This is a genomic window from Tenacibaculum ovolyticum DSM 18103 (genome assembly GCF_000430545.1).
Classification (GTDB): Bacteria; Bacteroidota; Bacteroidia; order Flavobacteriales; family Flavobacteriaceae; genus Polaribacter; species Polaribacter ovolyticus.
Map to the genome: position 1 here is coordinate 25,461 of NZ_AUMF01000014.1, position 14,322 is coordinate 39,782.

Consider the following 14,322-nt stretch of genomic DNA (forward strand, 5'->3'; position numbering starts at 1 on the left):
TATAAAAAATTATAATTGCTGTTTGTAGTTCGGATTACGTAAAACCTTATGTGATTTGGTACTAGACTTGTAAAAGGAAGGTGTTATTTTTTTATTTTATGTATTTATAGCATATGTAAATAAAAGTAAAATTAATTTCGGTAGAAAAATACGAATGTACTAAGAGGTTACTAAGCATAGAATATAGGCACTAGTATAGTAAGAAGAGATCGTTTGTATTTAGAGAGATGAATATTTTAATAGATGTTTAAAATTTTTCAAAAACACCCAAACCAAATAAAGCAAAATCATATTTTACAGGATCACTTTCATCAAAACTTCGTAAAGTGATGTCTAATTCAGTTAAAGCTTTCCAGTCGTTTTGTTTTCTAGTTAAAATTCCTAATTTACGAGCTACGTTCCCTGAATGTACATCTAACGGACAATGTAAATGAGATGGTGAATGTGTTTTCCAAACACCTAAATCTACTCCGGTTTTATCATTACGAACCATCCAACGGAGAAACATGTTTATTCTTTTAGATGCTGAGCCTTTTAATGGATCAGAAACATGCTTTAAGGTTCTTTGTTGATGGTGTACTTCAAAGAAAATTTGTTTAAAGTGATGTATTGCTAATTGATAGTTATTGGTACTTTTAGTAGCTAAAACAGCTTCTAATCCGTTATGGTTTGTATAGATGTTTTTGAGTGATTTTATAAAGAATTTAAAATCGTCAGCATTAAAAGTACGGTGTACAAAGCCATCAAAATTAGCTAGATCATCTTCAGTATGATTCATAACAAAGTTATATGGAGAATTACCTAGTAATTCAACCATTTTTAATGCATTACGAATAATCATTTTTCTATTTCCCCAAGCAATAGTTGCTGCTAAAAATCCTGATATTTCAATATCTTCTTTTAAAGAAAACTGATGTGGAATTTGAATAGGATCACTTTCTATAAAATCTGGATTATTGTATTTTATTACTTTTTCGTCAAGAAATTCTTTAAGTTCTGTTTTATTCATATTATATTAAATCTACTGCAAAACTAATTAAAACAAAAAAGGCATTATAACTAGCGTGTAAAAGAATACTCCAAATTAAACCGAAGCGTACTCTAATAAATCCTAAATAGCCACCTAAAATTATTTGAGGGGCTACTAAAATAGGAGCTAAAATAAGTACGTTGGTGGTTATTTTAAAATTAGATAAATGGACAAATCCAAAAACAATAGCAAAAATGTAAAAAACTAATTTGAAATATTTCTTATTTTGAAATAATGTTATTGGTGCTCTAAAAAATAATTCTTCGAGTAGGGGAGCGACTATAACTGCAAATAGAAAAACTTTTGTTTTAGACATGTTTTTCATTAATTCTTCCATAGCATGTGTATCCATATCTATCCAACCTAAATGCTCTATTAAACCAAATAAAGGAGATAATAGCGTTGCTGTAAGTATGCTTATAATAAGTAAATGGAAGAATTTTTTGAATCGGTAAAAATTATCTCGATTGTTATCTTCTTCTAAAACGGGTGCTTTTAAATATTTAATTAATTCACTGAATGTCTCTTTCATTATAAATCTATTTGCTAATAAGTAGTTAAAAAGAGATGTTTGTTACATTAGTCAATAATAATTCCGTCTTTCATGGTTAAAGTACGGTCTGCCATTTCAGCTAATTCTTTGTTGTGAGTTACTAAAACGAAGGTTTGTCCGAATTTATCTCTTAACTCAAAAAATAATTTATGTAAATTCTCAGCAGAAGTAGAATCTAAATTACCAGAAGGTTCATCAGCAAAAATAACTGAAGGCTCGTTAATTAAAGCCCTGGCAACAGCTACACGTTGTTGTTCACCTCCAGAAAGTTCATTTGGTTTATGGTTTTCTCTATGCGACAACCCTAAAAAATTAAGTAATTCTTTTGCTCTTTTTTCAGTTTGTAATTTTGATTTTCCGCCAATAAAAGCAGGTATACAAACATTTTCTAAAGCTGTAAATTCAGGTAATAATTGATGAAACTGAAAAATAAAACCAATGTGTTTGTTCCTAAAAGAAGAAATTTCCTTGTCATTAAAGTTTTTTATTGAAATTTCATTAAGAAACAACTCATGGTCTTCTGTTGTCTGCGGTTTGTCTAAGGTTCCTAAAATTTGAAGTAAAGTTGTCTTTCCTGCTCCAGAAGGGCCAACAATAGCAACAATCTCTCCTTTTTTAATATGAAGATTAACTCCTTTAAGTATTTCAACATCACCATAGCTTTTATGGATATTTTTAGCAACAATCATAGTCTTATATTCAATATAACGAATGTATAAAAAAGAAATCAGATAAACTTTAAAGATTATCTGATTTCAAATTATAAATGTTTTTTATTAAAAAATGTTTTTTACATTATTGTAGTCAATAAAATAAACAAGTCTAACAGAAAAAGTATGTCGATTTGATTCTGCTAAAAGATTTTCTATGTTTTCAGAAAAATTTTGATGAGACTCTTCATTATTATTAGATATAGAGTTTCTGTAAAAAGCAATTAATTGACTACCAGGAGCAAATTGCCATAAATAATTTACATCTAAATTCCAACTGTTAAAGTTTTTATCATGAATATCATTATAATCAGTTTCAGTTAAGGCTCCATCCGTTTTGTTTAATGTGTAAAATTGGTTTTCATAAGGAACTTTACTCCAATTATGTCTGAAAGATAATGAAAGGGATGATTTTGTACTGAAACTATATTTACCTGTTAAAGAATTATTGTAGGTTGTCCAATCTCTTTGTCCGAAAATAATTTCATCTAAAAAAGGAGCATGAGTTGGGTTTTCATCTATATCATCTTGATCAATTTTATTAGCAAAACCTTGATCGTTATTTGTATGCCCATATCTAAAGCCGTAAATTAAAGAAAACTGGTTGTTAAAACGATACCTAGGAGATATTCTAAAACCGTAATTTTCTTTTGGATTGTTTTTAAAGAAAGTATAATACCAGTTATAATCAATAGCAAACTTCTTTCTGTAGTCGGTAGACCCCCAATGATTTATGTTTAGTCTTTCAGGTCTTTTAAAATAAATACCACTAGTATTACCTTCTCTTGATTCATTAAAGTCTTTTCTTTCAGTGCTATAGTTAAGGTTTGCTCCGAAACCAAAACGTTTTTTAGTTTGCGCTCTAAAAGATAAATGTAAGTTTGTACCAGTATATGTACCAGGTTTGTGTAAGAAATTAACATTGTAGCGCATGTTAATTCTATAATCATTAAAAATACCTTTTGGTTTTAATAATAAATATGAAGCGAAACCATAAATAGTTTGTTCGTTATTACTAAATAAAATACCTAAGTCGTTTGGATTAAAGTTTTTATCTTCGAAATTATAACCAACTTCACCTCTCCAGTTACCAGATTGTTTACCAATACTAGTATCAAAGGTGTAACCTGTATTAGGATTGTCTTCATCATCATAAATATTACTCATTTTAAATGATCCATCTATATTGTACCTGCTTTTTTTATCTTCAACATGCCAAAGTAAACCAGTAACATTTGCATCTCTAAAACTACCATCTCTAGTAACATTTGTATTTATTAATGTTACTGCTGAATTTTGATTAAATTGTTGGTTTAAAACTAAGATGTTGTAATTAGAAAGAGGGTTAATAACTTCTTTTCGAACCTCTTTTGTTGTGTTGTTTTGAATGGTAGCTTCAGTTTTACCCGTAATGGCATTAAAAAAACCAATACCTAAACCGTTTTTTGTTCTTCCTGAAATTTTTATAGCATTAAGCATTTGTACTTTTTCAGGTGAATCAATTAGAGTTTCTATATCTTCATCTACTGATGCTGAGTTTATAGGAGAACCTCCAACTCTACGAGAATAAAACAAACGTCCTTTTGTAAATAATTCAGTTCCTTCTGTAAAAAATTGTCTTTGTTCAGAAAATTGTTGTTCAAAAGGGCCTAAGTTTAAAGTTACATTATCAAAAGCAGTTTGACCAAAATCAGGAATTAAAGTGGCATCTAATGTAAAATTCTCAGTAAGCCCGTATTTTAAATCCATACCAACACTCCAATCAAAATCTGTTTTTCCTTCAAAAGTACTTGTTGTTGCAGAAGCATATGGGTAAAAATTTAAACGAGTAGGTGGAGTAATATTTTTAAAGTTTTCAACTAAACCATCATATTGTGTCCAATTTCCTTTAGTATTATCTATATGACTCCAAGTAAAACGAGCATTTATGTTTTTTACTTCTCTATGAAAATTAAAGCCCCATGATTGTATAGGTCTATTAGCAAAACGTAATGCTCTATAAGGTATTTTCATTTCTACAGACCAACTATTCTCGTTTATTTTAATGGCGCTTTCCCATACGGCGTTCCAGTTAAAGTCTTCTCTACCTGTAGAAACTTTTGAGTCTGCTTGAACACCAGCTGCTGTTACAATAAATGAAGTTGGATTTTGGCCATCATCATTTGGATTAATCATTAACATAAAAAAATCAGAATTACCTATACGATCTCTATTGTTAAATTCAGCAGGTATTTTAGAAGGATCAGGAGAATACATTAAAGCACTTACATACACAGCTTCATCATCATACACTAATTTAACTTCAGTTTTATGTGTATTAGGTTCTTTTTCGCCATTAGTAGGTCGCATCATTATAAAATCTTTTGCGACAGGTATGTTATTCCATACAGATTCTTCTAAAATACCATCTATTTTTGGAGGAGTATCTACACGAGTAGCATTTAACTTCTTTCTACTTTTATTGTTTTTTTGGGCTCTTATTCCTAAAGAAATAAATAAGATAGGTATTAATAGAGTGATACTTCTATACATAATTAATTGATGGCTATAATAGTTACAAAAATATTTAGGATTTATCTTTTTAAATCACAAATTCATGTTAATTACCTTAAGGACACGTTAAAAAAGTATTAGTTACAGTTATAATGTTAAAAAAATGCAAAAAAAAGATGTAATAAAAAAAGTAATAATTATAATAAATAGTAATGTATTATAATTTGAATTTGTATTTTTGTTCGACTTTAAAAATTCATATCTAATGAACTTACACGAATATCAAGGTAAAGAAATATTAAACAGTTTTGGGGTTCGTATTCAACGCGGAGTTGTTGCAAATACACCAGAAGAAGCTGTTGAAGCAGCAAAGAAATTAACTGAAGAAACAGGTACAGGTTGGCACGTAATAAAAGCACAAGTACACGCAGGTGGTCGTGGAAAAGGTGGTGGAGTTAAGTTAGCTAAAAACTTAGATGAGGTAAAAAGTATTTCTAATGATATTTTAGGAATGATGTTAATTACTCCTCAAACGTCAGCGGAAGGTAAATTAGTAAATCAGGTTTTAATCTGTGAGGATGTGTATTATCCTGGAGCTAGTGAGCCAGATGAATATTATATGTCGGTTTTATTAAATCGTGCAACTGGTAGAAATATGGTTATGTATTCTACTGAAGGTGGTATGGATATTGAAACAGTAGCAGAAGAAACTCCACATTTAATCTTTACAGAAGAAATTGATCCTTCTTTAGGATTAATGCCTTTTCAAGCTCGTAAAATTGCTTTTAACTTAGGTTTAAGCGGAGCTGCATTAAAAGAAATGACAAAGTTTGTTACTGCTTTATATACTGCGTATGTAAAATCAGATTCAGCAATGTTTGAAATTAACCCTGTGTTAAAAACATCTGATGATAAAATTATGGCTGTTGATGCTAAAGTTACTTTAGATGAAAACGCTTTATATCGTCATAAAGATTATGCAGCAATGCGTGATTTACGTGAAGAGAATCCTATTGAAGTAGAAGCTAAAGCTGCAGGTTTAAACTATGTAGATTTAGATGGAAATGTTGGATGTATGGTAAACGGAGCTGGTTTAGCAATGGGAACTATGGATTTAATTAAACAAGCAGGTGGTGACCCAGCTAACTTTTTAGATGTTGGTGGTACTGCTGATGCAGAGCGTGTTGAAAAAGCTTTTGGAATTATTTTAAAAGACAGTAACGTAAAAGCAATTTTAGTAAACATTTTTGGAGGAATCGTTCGTTGTGATCGTGTTGCTCAAGGTGTTGTAGATGCTTATAAGAGTATGGGAGACAAAATTAATGTGCCTATTATTTGTCGTTTACAAGGAACAAATGCTAAAGAAGCAAAAGAATTAATTGATAATAGTGGAATGGAAATTATTTCTGCTACTGAGTTTCAAGAAGCTGCAGATAAAGTTGCAGAAGTTTTAGGAGCTTAAGAATTAGTTTTTAGTTAAATATAAAAAATCCTCACTTTTAAAAGTGAGGATTTTTTGTTTTATCTTGTTGAAATATAAATACTACATAATGAGAAAATTATTAATCCTTATTTTATTTCCTTTTCAATTACTAGCACAAGAAAAAACAAATTCTGAATTATTTTGGAATACTTTACAAATTCATTGTGGAAAAGCATTTGAAGGGGAAATTACAGCAGGAGGAAAAGAAGGTGATGGTTTTACAGGAGAGAAATTAGTAATGCATATTCGTTCTTGTGAAAACAACACAATTAGAATTCCGTTTTTTGTAGGTGATGATAAATCTCGTACTTGGGTTTTTACCATGAGTACAGATAAATTAATTAAATTAAAGCACGATCATCGACATAAAGACGGCTCGGAAGATAAAATTACGCAATATGGAGGAACGAACCCTAATATGGGATTGTCTAATATTCAATTTTTTCCTGCGGATAAACATACAGCCAATTTAATTCCGTATGCATCTAATAATATATGGTGGGTTACGATTGATAAAACAAGTTTTACGTATAATTTACGTAGAATAGGAACGGATAGGTTTTTCTCTGTAAAGTTTGATTTAACAAAAGAAATAGAGGCACCAAGTGCTCCATGGGGAAGTGAGAATTAAAGGCTTTCCTCAAAATAACAATTATCAGATCTAAATATTTCAAGAAAAATATTATTAGAATCATGTTACTTAAGGTGTTGTAGCTGCTTATAAGAGTATGGGAGACAAAATTAATGTGCCTATTATTTGTCGTTTACAAGGAACAAATGCTAAAGAAGCAAAAGAATTAATTGATAATAGTGGAATGGAAATTATTTCTGCTACTGAGTTTCAAGAGGCTGTAGATAAAGTTTTAGAAATTAAGATAAGCAATTGATTATAATTTCCATTTACCTTTACTTACGTCAATAACTTGACCACCAATTTTTAAACTGTATTTATCGTTTTCAATTTTTCCATCTAGATGGATATAGGATTTTCTCTTCATTTGAAAGCCTTGTTCTACTATTGCAGATATTTCAGTTGATTTATTTTTTAATAAATAAGCAAGGAAACAGCCATTTGCACTTCCTGTAGCCGCATCTTCTATTAAACGTCCATTTTCTACACAAAACATTCTAGTATTGAAATTACTCGATTTATAAAAGGTTTCATCAGTAACAAAAAATAAAGAAGTCTTTAGTCCAGTTTGGCTATTGGTTTTAAATTTATTTTTTAGAGTTAAAAATTCTATAACTTTTCTTGAGTCAAGATTTAGTTGATTAATTTCCTCTAAATTGAGAACAGGAATAATAATATACGGTAAGCCTGTACTTATTTCTTCTATTGGTTTTTGAGTATTAAGAACATTTAGTTGTAAGCCTAATCCATTAGCAATTTCTTGATGTTTGTATGTTTCGATAAACTCTGGCTCTGCTTGTTTCATTATAAAATTACTCTTATCAATATTATTAATAGAAGTTAAGTTTATAATAATGTTTGAATGCTTTAAATTAAGAGTTATACTTTCTTTAGGTTTCGATAATAAGTATTTAGAAATGATAAAAGCGGTTCCTAGTGATGGATGACCTGCAAAAGGGACTTCATATTCTGGTGTGAAAATTCTAACATTAAAAACTTCGTTATTATGATTTTCTTTAATAAATGTTATTTCAGGAAAATTAAGTTCTCTTGCAATTTTTTGCATGTTTTCTGTTGAAACTTCATTTTTGAAATCAACGAAAACAGCTAATTGATTTCCTCCGTATTTTAATGAAGTAAAAACATCTACTAAATAATATTCTATTTCTGTCATTTTGCAGCTTACTGTTAACAATTAAGATATCCGCTTTTTCAATGATGGATATTGTTAGGTAATGAAATTTAGTATTAAACGAAATTTTCTATAGATTTTTCCTTAGTATAGCTATTTCATCACGTAATTGAGCGGCTACCATAAAATCTAAAGATTTTGCAGCTTCCTCCATTTGTTTACGTTTTGCACGAATACGTTTTTCTATTTCTTCTTTAGGTAAATATTCTAAATCTTGTTCTGCCGCTTTTTGAATTGCATTATCGTATTGATAAGTAGCAGTTGTTTCTTTAGAAAGAGTATTATCTAGTTTTTTATTAATTTGAGTTGGTGTAATACCATTTTTAGTATTGTAGTTTATTTGTTTTTCACGTCGTCGATCTGTTTCATCCATAGTACGTTGCATACTATTGGTGATTTTATCAGCATATAAAATAGCTAAACCGTTCACATTTCTTGCAGCTCTACCAACGGTTTGAGTTATTGATCGATGACTACGTAAAAAACCTTCTTTATCAGCATCTAAAATAGCAACTAATGATACTTCCGGTAAATCAAGTCCCTCACGAAGTAAGTTTACTCCAATTAATACATCAAATAAACCTTTTCGTAAATCTTGCATTATTTGTACACGTTCTAGAGTATCTACATCAGAATGAATATAACGACAGCGAACCTGAATTCGAGTTAAATATTTAGCCAATTCTTCTGCCATTCGTTTTGTTAGGGTAGTAACCAATGTACGTTCATCTTTTTCTACTCTGGTTTGAATTTCTTCAATTAGATCATCAATTTGATTTAAACTCGGGCGGACTTCTATTACAGGATCTAATAATCCCGTTGGGCGAATTACTTGCTCAACAAATACACCTTCTGTTTTTTGTAATTCATAATCAGCGGGTGTTGCCGAAACATAAATTACTTGGTTTTGCAGCAGCTCAAATTCATCAAACTTTAAAGGTCGATTATCCATTGCAGCAGGCAAACGAAAACCGTATTCTACTAAATTTTCTTTTCTACTTCTATCACCGCCATACATTGCATGTGTTTGCGGAATGGTAACATGGCTTTCATCAATTACCATTAAATAGTCTTCAGGAAAATAGTCTAATAAACAGAACGGGCGTGTACCGGGTTCTCTACCGTCTAAATATCGAGAATAATTTTCGATACCAGAGCAATAGCCTAATTCACGTATCATTTCTAAATCAAATTCAGTACGTTCTAATAAACGTTTTGCTTCTAAGTGTTTACCAATTTCTTTAAGATAAGCTACGTGATTTACCATATCATCTTGTATTTTATGAATGGCATTTTGTAATACATCTGGTGAGGTAACAAATAGGTTTGCAGGGTAGATTGTTAATTCACTTAATTTTTCAATTACTTGATTGTCTTCAATATTAAAAGTTTCAATTTCTTCAATTTCATCTCCAAAAAAGTGAACTCGATATCCACTATCTCCATAAGATGGGTAAATAGTAACAACATCTCCTTTTACTTTAAATGTTCCACTTTTTATTTCTACTTCTGTTCTTGAGTATAAACTGGTAACTAATAAATGTAAGAATTTTGTACGAGAAATTTGTTGGTCAATTTTAATTGGAATAACATTTTTCTTAAATTCATTGGGGTTACCGATACCGTATAAACAAGAAACAGATGCAATAACTATAATATCTCTACGGCCAGAGAGTAGAGAAGAGGATGTGCTAATTCTAAGTCGTTCTATCTCATCATTAATAGATAAGTCTTTTTCTATAAAAGTACCAGTAACAGGTATGTATGCTTCTGGTTGATAATAATCATAATATGAAACAAAATACTCAACAGCATTGTTAGGGAAGAATTGCTTAAATTCTGAATATAATTGTGCAGCCAAAGTTTTGTTGTGTGCTAAGACTAAAGTAGGACGGTTTACTTCAGCAACGACATTGGCTACTGTAAAAGTTTTACCAGATCCTGTAACACCTAAAAGAGTTTGGTGTTTTTCTTCTGATATTAGTCCGTTAACTAATTGTTTTATTGCTGTTGGCTGATCACCAGTAGGTTTAAAATCTGAGTGTAATTCAAAGTCCATTCAACAAAAATACGGATAGTTTATGTGAAAAACTATCCGTATTTATTTGTTGTTAACAAGATATTATTACCTCCTAAGAAGGGAGAAGTGCCCTTGATGTTGATGTATTTTTCCTTTTCTATCAACAAGTTGAATTTTAAACCAGTAATCATTAGAAGGTAGTACTTTTCCTTTGTATGTTCCGTCCCAACCTATATAGTCAATAGGCACAATGGCTACAGTTTTACCATATCTGTTAAAAATTGTAATATTACTTGAGGGATAAAAACTTGAATTAGCACCTTTAATTCTCCAAGTGTCATTATTCCCATCACCATTAGGCGTAAAGAATTTAGGATATTGAATTACTGAAATTTCTAGCGTAGCATCTGGTAAGCATCCATTTTTGTCATTTACTACAACTGTATAAAGACCCCCTGAAATATTTTCAAATAAAGGTTCGTCTTGAAAATTGGTTTGAAGATTATCTTCATCTATAATAGCGAATTGATAATCACCAATACCTAAATTTTTATTTTCGGTAATTATTTTTATAGAATAGTTGTCGAGGCCATTGTTATTAGTGTCATCAACAATAACAATGTCATCCTCATTTAAAGTTGGGTTTATAGATTCATTAACCACAATCTCTCTACTTCTTTTACAAGAAGTACCATCGATCATTGTTGCTGTAAGAATATAAGTTCCACCTATGCTAACATCATAAAAAGCATCAGTGCTAAGAATTTTAGTATCTCCTTTTAATGTCCATTCATAACTGTACGTTGCATTAGGATTAATTGGCTCTAATTTAGTTTGTGGATTATTTAAACAAACAATTATAGGAGTATTTACAGTAAAACTAGGTAAAGGGTTAATAACAATATTAAAAGTTAAGTTTGTATTTATACAAGAAGTTTTATTATTAACTACTCTCACGTAAATTATTTGATTATTAGCTGTGTTTTCATATTTGTTTTGATCAAGAGGAGAATTTCCTGATTGAGCATCAGCTAAGTTTTGATGAAAAGTAATATTAAAATTACTATGTTCACTTACAGAGTAATTTGTTAATATTTCAGGTCTCTTATTTTTAAGAGTTATATCACCATTAATTCCGTTAGCATCATCAGTATTACTATCAGTTTGATTGTCGCAATCTATGTAATCTATGATGTTTAAAGGAATTTTTGGTTCTGGATTTATTATTAGTTGTAAGGTTGCAATCCCATATCTACAACCAGTTGTTTTATTTTGTATGCTAATATGAATAATTTCAGAAGCAGGGTCATCCCCTAATAAATTTGCAGGAAAATTAGTTGTTGTAGGGTCGTTAGCATAGTTTGTTTTATTAAGAGGAAGTAGACCATCAATAGCATTTTGAAGAGTTCTATGATAAGAAATTTCAAATAAGTTAGGATCCCTACCATTAAGAACATCTACATCTCTTTCAGATAAGTTAATGTTTTGAGCAAGCCTATTTCTAGAATCACCATCACTAGAAGTCGCTATATCACATATTTCTAAATTAGGAATTGCATTTGTAATTGTAGGTAGTGGGTTTATAATGATATCAAAAGTTACATGATCATTAAAACAGCCGGTATTGTTATTTACAACACGTACATATATACTCTGTTTGTCTCTAGTTTGGTTAGTGTAATTAGTATCATTTGGTATAGGAGAATTTCCTGAGTTCGCATCACTAGCATTTGTGTGAAAAGTAACAGTATAGTCTGTTGTTGGTTGCGTTGCTCCCAAGATATCAGTAAGCTTATCTCTTAGGTTTATATTGTTATTTATACCGTCATCAAAAGCTCCGCTATCAAAATCATCACAAAGCTCGAAATTAACTACATTATTAGCTATAGGTGGTTGTTGAGCCCAAATAGTAAAGCGACCAAGACCGGTACAATCATTATTTATGGTGTTTATTATTTTAATATAAAGAGGTTGAGGAGTTGTTGCTGGTATATTTTTATTTCGATAGTTAGCAAGATTGGTAATTTGATTTATTACAGCATCTCTATCAGCAATTGATTCAAAGATTAAAACATCTAAATTAGGTCTGTTAGCTATTGGAAATAGTGCTTTTACATCAGTTGTAACAGAATTTAAATTGAAAAAAGTAATACCGTCAGTATCGTTGTTATTAAGATTGTTATTACCATCAATATCTAAAAAATCATCACAAGATTTAAATTCATTATTGTATGCTACATCAGTAGAGTAACCAACAACAATATTTATTCTTGAAATTTGATAACAATTTTTATCAGAAATTGTTCTAACCCAAACAGAAACACCATTGGCTACTGAATGTGCAGTTTGATTTGTGATTTCTGCAGTATCGTTTATAGCATCGTTTTCGGTAGGGTAGTATTTAAAGGTTTCGTTTGTATGATTTGTTGAAATGTTTTTTTGAGCAAGCGTTAAGTTAATAGTCGTGTTTAAATCAGGGTCTGTATCACACTGTTTTAATGTTACAATATTATTTGTAATTACAGGCAATGGATTTACCTCTAAATTAAAAGTTTTAGAAGTGTCATTACAAGCAGTGTTATTCTTATTTTCGACTCTTACATATATTGTTTGAGAATTTATTATTGTATTTCTATAAGGCGTACTTTTAATAATTACATCCGTATTATTATCTGTTTGCGCACCAGATAAAGTTGTGTGATATGATACACTGTAAATAACCGGATCTAAGGATCCTAAAATCTCAGTATCTTTTGTATTTAATAGAAAGTTATTAAAAAAACCATCAGTATCTCCTCCGTTAACAACATCATCACAATTTTGATAATTAATAGGAGTTTGTGGTATTGGTTTAGATGTGATAATTGATTTAAAAGAGGTGTCTACAAAACAATTTTTTGCAGTTTTATTCCTTATTCTAACGTAAATAGTATCATTAGTAGTTAGGTTGGTGTAGTTACTAGGTGTTGTTATTTCTGAGGTATACGTTATGTCAGAAAAAAATAATACTTCAAATACAGTATTGCTTTGACCATTTAAAATTTCATTTACTTTAGAAGATAAATCTATATTAACGTTTAAATTGTTATTACAAGTAAAAAGAGAATTTATTGCTGTATTATTTTGGGGTGCTGAAGAAAACTCTAAGACTATGTCATCTTCATCTTTACATGTGCCATTGATAATTTTACAAGTATATTTTCCATTGCCTAAATTAGCTAAATAATCTTTTTGGGTTGCTAAAGGTATAATCACATCATCTTTATACCATTGATAACTATCAGCAGTAATGTTTGAAGTTAACATCTTTTCAGTTCCACAAACTGAACTTCCGTTAGAAGATAAGAAATCAGTACCTAAGCTCAATCCTAAATTAAAACTTCCTTTTTCTAAAAAAACAGCAGAATCAAGTTGACTATCTTTATTATCAGCAATAACTAACTTTATATGATAAGTTACATTAGGGATTACTGTAGCTTTTGCAATAAATACTTTTGTTCTTCCGTTAAAGTTAGTATCACCAAGATTGTTACCCGCAAAGTATGTTTCATTTTTTGCAGGACAGCCAGAATTAATAGTGCCATGAACATTAACGACACTTACTGGTGTAGAGGTATTAGGTATAACAGCTAAGTTAGTATAATTTGTTGTTCCAGACTTTCTTAATAAGAAGGCAAACCCATCTGCGAAACTACAGGGATAGTCGCTTTGGTATTCTTCTGAGGCCATTAAATATCGAAAACTGATTTGATCAGATTTTGGAATAAAATCAAATTCGATGACGCTTGCATCTCTTAATTCAGGTTCGTTTAATAAATTACTTAGATCAGCATCAGTGTTTCCTGTTGTAGTGGAATCTAGATCACCAAAAACAGCTTCTCCTATAGGAAAAGCTTTTCCTGTAGATATAACGAGGCCTTCTTTAAAAGGAAAATTACTTCCTGTTTTACTTTTAAAATACCCATAACTTTTGGTTTCAGTGTCTGAAGGATTCCCAAAAACAGATGAGGTTATATTTGTTATCGTGGTACAACTATTATTTATAAGAACTTTTTCGATAAGTTCTTTAGGGGAGTATTTAGCTTCTATATCACTGCTCTGATTTACTTGTACGGTTGTTTGTGCTTTTAAGTGAGGTAACACAAAAAAGAATGCTACAATGTTTATGTATAATTTTAATTTCATATTAAAGTTAAAACAGTTTTAAAAT

9 protein-coding genes and 1 pseudogene are annotated in these 14,322 nt (G+C 30.2%); 3 read left to right on the forward strand and 7 right to left on the reverse strand.

Annotated features, from left to right (window positions below):
• Positions 1–247: 247 nt before the first annotated feature.
• The 4 genes from H518_RS0104700 to H518_RS0104715 all read right to left on the reverse strand — a co-directional run bounded on the left by H518_RS0104700 (position 248) and on the right by H518_RS0104715 (position 4,825).
• The gene (locus H518_RS0104700) at positions 248–1,009 is read right to left on the reverse strand and encodes a TIGR02757 family protein (protein ID WP_028887996.1); all 762 of its coding nucleotides are present in this window, start codon (positions 1,007–1,009) and stop codon (positions 248–250) included.
• A gap of 1 nt (position 1,010) precedes the next feature.
• Positions 1,011–1,562, reverse strand: coding sequence for a CPBP family intramembrane glutamic endopeptidase (locus H518_RS0104705; RefSeq protein WP_028887997.1), 552 nt, complete (start codon positions 1,560–1,562; stop codon positions 1,011–1,013).
• A 47-nt stretch (positions 1,563–1,609) separates the two neighbouring features.
• Positions 1,610–2,272 (reverse strand): ABC transporter ATP-binding protein, encoded by a 663-nt coding sequence (locus tag H518_RS0104710; protein ID WP_028887998.1) that lies wholly within the window; start codon positions 2,270–2,272, stop codon positions 1,610–1,612.
• 87 nt (positions 2,273–2,359) lie between these two features.
• On the reverse strand, positions 2,360–4,825 hold the full coding sequence (locus tag H518_RS0104715; protein ID WP_028887999.1) for a DUF5916 domain-containing protein: 2,466 nt from the start codon (positions 4,823–4,825) through the stop codon (positions 2,360–2,362).
• 226 nt (positions 4,826–5,051) lie between these two features.
• Between H518_RS0104715 and sucC (H518_RS0104720) the strand changes: the two genes are divergently transcribed.
• The 3 genes and pseudogenes from sucC (H518_RS0104720) to sucC (H518_RS20765) form a co-directional block, all read left to right on the forward strand.
• On the forward strand, positions 5,052–6,248 hold the full coding sequence (gene sucC / locus H518_RS0104720) for an ADP-forming succinate--CoA ligase subunit beta (RefSeq protein WP_028888000.1): 1,197 nt from the start codon (positions 5,052–5,054) through the stop codon (positions 6,246–6,248).
• Between the two features lie 88 nt (positions 6,249–6,336).
• Positions 6,337–6,900: a hypothetical protein gene (locus tag H518_RS0104725; protein WP_028888001.1), complete on the forward strand. Its 564-nt coding sequence runs from the start codon at positions 6,337–6,339 to the stop codon at positions 6,898–6,900.
• A gap of 73 nt (positions 6,901–6,973) precedes the next feature.
• Positions 6,974–7,156 (forward strand): annotated as a pseudogene (gene sucC / locus H518_RS20765) (succinate--CoA ligase subunit beta); the annotation flags it as partial.
• On the opposite strand, the gene H518_RS0104735 reads toward sucC (H518_RS20765), so the two are convergent.
• The 3 genes from H518_RS0104735 to H518_RS0104745 form a co-directional block, all read right to left on the reverse strand.
• Positions 7,157–8,074: a PhzF family phenazine biosynthesis protein gene (locus H518_RS0104735; RefSeq protein ID WP_043706484.1), complete on the reverse strand. Its 918-nt coding sequence runs from the start codon at positions 8,072–8,074 to the stop codon at positions 7,157–7,159.
• 88 nt (positions 8,075–8,162) lie between these two features.
• Positions 8,163–10,151: an excinuclease ABC subunit UvrB gene (gene uvrB, locus H518_RS0104740; protein ID WP_028888003.1), complete on the reverse strand. Its 1,989-nt coding sequence runs from the start codon at positions 10,149–10,151 to the stop codon at positions 8,163–8,165.
• A gap of 66 nt (positions 10,152–10,217) precedes the next feature.
• Complete coding sequence (locus H518_RS0104745) at positions 10,218–14,297, reverse strand: T9SS type B sorting domain-containing protein (protein WP_028888004.1); 4,080 nt, start codon at positions 14,295–14,297, stop codon at positions 10,218–10,220.
• Positions 14,298–14,322 lie beyond the last annotated feature (25 nt).

What these genes read in the sequence shown, in the direction of transcription:
- H518_RS0104710 (WP_028887998.1), bottom strand. Translation starts at nt 2,272, where the DNA reads ATGATTGTTGCTAAAAATATCCATAAAAGCTATGGTGATGTTGAAATA.
- sucC (WP_028888000.1), top strand. Translation starts at nt 5,052, where the DNA reads ATGAACTTACACGAATATCAAGGTAAAGAAATATTAAACAGTTTTGGG.
- H518_RS0104700 (WP_028887996.1), bottom strand. Translation starts at nt 1,009, where the DNA reads ATGAATAAAACAGAACTTAAAGAATTTCTTGACGAAAAAGTAATAAAA.
- H518_RS0104745 (WP_028888004.1), bottom strand. Translation starts at nt 14,297, where the DNA reads ATGAAATTAAAATTATACATAAACATTGTAGCATTCTTTTTTGTGTTA.
- uvrB (WP_028888003.1), bottom strand. Translation starts at nt 10,151, where the DNA reads ATGGACTTTGAATTACACTCAGATTTTAAACCTACTGGTGATCAGCCA.
- H518_RS0104735 (WP_043706484.1), bottom strand. Translation starts at nt 8,074, where the DNA reads ATGACAGAAATAGAATATTATTTAGTAGATGTTTTTACTTCATTAAAA.
- H518_RS0104705 (WP_028887997.1), bottom strand. Translation starts at nt 1,562, where the DNA reads ATGAAAGAGACATTCAGTGAATTAATTAAATATTTAAAAGCACCCGTT.
- H518_RS0104715 (WP_028887999.1), bottom strand. Translation starts at nt 4,825, where the DNA reads ATGTATAGAAGTATCACTCTATTAATACCTATCTTATTTATTTCTTTA.
- H518_RS0104725 (WP_028888001.1), top strand. Translation starts at nt 6,337, where the DNA reads ATGAGAAAATTATTAATCCTTATTTTATTTCCTTTTCAATTACTAGCA.